The sequence below is a fragment of the Microbacterium sp. NPDC078428 genome, from assembly GCF_044542535.1.
Classification (GTDB): Bacteria; Actinomycetota; Actinomycetes; order Actinomycetales; family Microbacteriaceae; genus Microbacterium; species Microbacterium limosum.
On record NZ_JBITUP010000014.1, the window covers coordinates 1 to 3,143 of the forward strand.

Below are 3,143 nucleotides of genomic sequence, written 5' to 3' on the forward strand. Positions count from 1 at the left end.
TACAGCAATGGTCGTCCTGCAGTCAATACTCTGCCCTCCGGCGTGGAGCTTCCCTGCGTCGCCTACAGCAAGGAACTGGGCGTTAAACCGCAGAAGCAGTAGAGCCCTGTCGTCGATGCGCCCATGCAGGCGCATCGACCCCGAGAGTTTCCGGAGGCTGGAGCCAGGCAATGACATTCGTGGTCGCTACTCGGTCAGCCGACAAGCTCCGCTCGCCGCCTAGTCTTGCGATCCCCAAGCCGCGGCGACATCGCATGTCAAGCCTCCGCCTCTGCATGGAACTTCTTCACTCTCACAAATCATTTCTGTTCTCCTGAATGCACGTAGGCTACGCGCCGCATAGGTGTTTGATGGCGCTGCCCCGCCCATCGGTACTGCCCGCGGGTCTTGGAAGCGCGAGGCCTCGGCGCCGGGAACGCGCCTGGGAGGAACGGCGCACCTTTCGATGTGACGGTGTCGATGCGTGTGATGTCCGCGGGGGAGGGGTACCGCTACCTCCTCAAGTCCGTCGTCACTGGCGACGGCAATCGTGATCTCACTGACGCGTTGACCCGCTACTACCAGGAGAAAGGTAGCCCGCCCGGGTTCTGGGCCGGGTCGGCACTGACCGGCCTGGAAGCATCTGCGATCACCGCCGAGGAGGAAGTCACTGAGGAACAGCTACGGTTCCTCATCGGGCAAGGCAGGCACCCGGTCACCGGGGAACCGCTCGGATCGCCCTACCGCTCTTTCCTGACCCGGCAGGAGCGCATCGATCGCCGTGTCCAGGCCCTCCCCGAAATCCTCGAGGGAGCGGAACGTGAACAGCAGCTCGAACTCATCGAGACGGAAGAGCGGCAACGGCCGACACGGCATCCGGTCGCCGGCTACGACTACACCTTCTCCGTACCGAAATCGGTGAGCGTGTGGTGGGCAGTCGCAGACGGCGGCACCCAGGCACTCATCGCCCGCGCCCACCACCACGCGATGGCACAGGTTCTCGATCTCCTCGAACGAGAAGTGGTGATGACCAGAGTCGGGCACAACGGCCTCTCCCAGGTCGAAGTCACCGGCGTGCTCGCGACCGCGTTCGACCACTACGATTCCCGATCTAACGAACCCCAGCTGCACACCCATCTCGTCATCGCGAACCGTGTCCAGGGAGTCCATGACGGGAAATGGCGTGCGATCGACGGCAGACCTATGCACGCCGCTGTGGTCGCCCTCAGCGAGCACTACAACAATGCCCTTGCCGATCAGCTCACCCGCGACTTCGGCATCGGATGGGAAGCTAGAGACCGCGGCCCCAGGCGCGCACCGGCGTGGGAGATCACCGGGATCCCCGACACCCTCATCGAGGAGTTCTCCTCCCGTTCCCAGGCGATCGATGCCCGCACGGACGAACTCATCGCCGACTACGAACAGCAGCACGGCCGCCGCCCCTCACGCAAGACCATCATCCGGCTCCGCGCACAAGCCACCCTCGCCACCCGCCCCGACAAGCAGGTCTACGCGCTCGCCGAACTCACCGAACGCTGGCGGGCCCGCGCCACCAGCGTGCTCGGGCAGGACGCCAGCAACTGGGTGCAAGACGCCATCGGCAGTGCTGCGCCGCAGCCGCTCCTGCGAGCAGACGACATCCCGCTAGAGACCATCGAGGACATCGCGCAGCGCGTGGTCTCAACTGTCGGGGAGTCCAGATCGACCTGGAGGCGGTGGAACCTCCACTCCGAAGCCTCCCGGCTCCTCAAAGGGATCCGCTTCGCATCGATCATCGACCGGGAAGCGGTCACCGGCCTGATCGCTGACCGGGCAGAAGCCGCATCGGTACAGCTCACCCCGCCAGAGCTGGCCGTGTCGCCCGCACATTTCCAGCGCCCCGACGGTAGCAGCACGTTCCGCATCAAGCACGGCACCCTGTATACCTCCCAGCAGATGCTCGATGCCGAAGACCTCCTCCTGCGTCTCGCACACACCCACACCGCCCCACTCGTGCCGCACGACGTGCTCGAGCGCGTCACCCGCAGAACCGACCGCAAGGGTCGCAGGCTCGGCACCGACCAAGCTGCAGCGATCACTCTCATCGCCACCTCCGCGCGTACCGTCGACGTGCTCATTGGCCCCGCAGGCACGGGGAAAACCACCACGCTCGCGTCCCTGCGGCGTGCGTGGGAGCTCGCACACGGCAAGAACAGTGTCGTCGGGCTCGCGAGTTCCGCCGATGCCGCGCAGGTGCTCGCCGCCGACCTCGGCATCCGTACCGAGAACACCGTCAAGTGGCTCCACGAACACGACGCAGGCAGATGGCGGCTGCGCCGCGGGCAACTCATGATCATCGACGAAGCCTCCCTCTCCGGCACGATCGCACTGTCACGCCTCGCCGCGCACGCCGAACAGGCTGGCGCGAAACTCGTCCTCGTCGGCGACTGGGCACAACTCGGTGCCGTCGAAGCCGGGGGAGCGCTCGGCATGCTCGCCCGCGACCTCGACCACACCCCCGAACTCCACGACGTACGACGATTCCGAAACCCGTGGGAGAAACACGCCTCCCTCCGCCTCCGCCTCGGCGAACCGTCCGTCATCGATGACTACGACGCCCACGACCGCATTACCGCAGGCACCTACGAGGACGTCACCGAACGCGCCTACCTCGCCTGGCAGAGCGACATGCGAAGCGGTAAACAGAGCATCCTCGTCGCCGAGACCCTCGAAACGGTCACCTCCCTGAACATTCGGGCACGTACCGACCGCATCCTTTCCGGCCACTCCAGCGCAGGGGCCAGTATCACTCTCTCCTCTGGCACCGAAGCTAGCGAAGGTGACCTCGTCATCACTCGCAAGAACGACCGCCGACTCAGCACAGGAGGACCTCGCTGGGTCAGAAACGGCGACCGCTGGCGCATCACCAACATCCATACCGACGGATCCGTCACCGTCCGCCGTGCGGGAACCAGATTCGGTGGCGCCATACGCCTTCCCGCCGACTACGCCATGCACAACCTCGACCTCGGCTACGCAATCACCGTGCACCGCGCACAAGGCGCCACCGTTGACACCGCACACGCGATCGTCCACTCACCCCAGATGACCCGCGAAAGCCTCTACGTCGCCATGACCCGCGGCCGCGACGCCAACCACGCCTACGTCGCCATCGACCAGTTCCC

The 3,143-nt window shown here is 65.4% G+C and carries 1 protein-coding gene; it reads left to right on the plus strand.

The annotated features are described in order from the left end of the window. Positions 1-447: 447 nt before the first annotated feature. A partial coding sequence (gene mobF, locus ACIGCK_RS14770; RefSeq protein ID WP_396667003.1) for a MobF family relaxase occupies positions 448-3,143 on the plus strand: 2,696 nt, incomplete at its 3' end.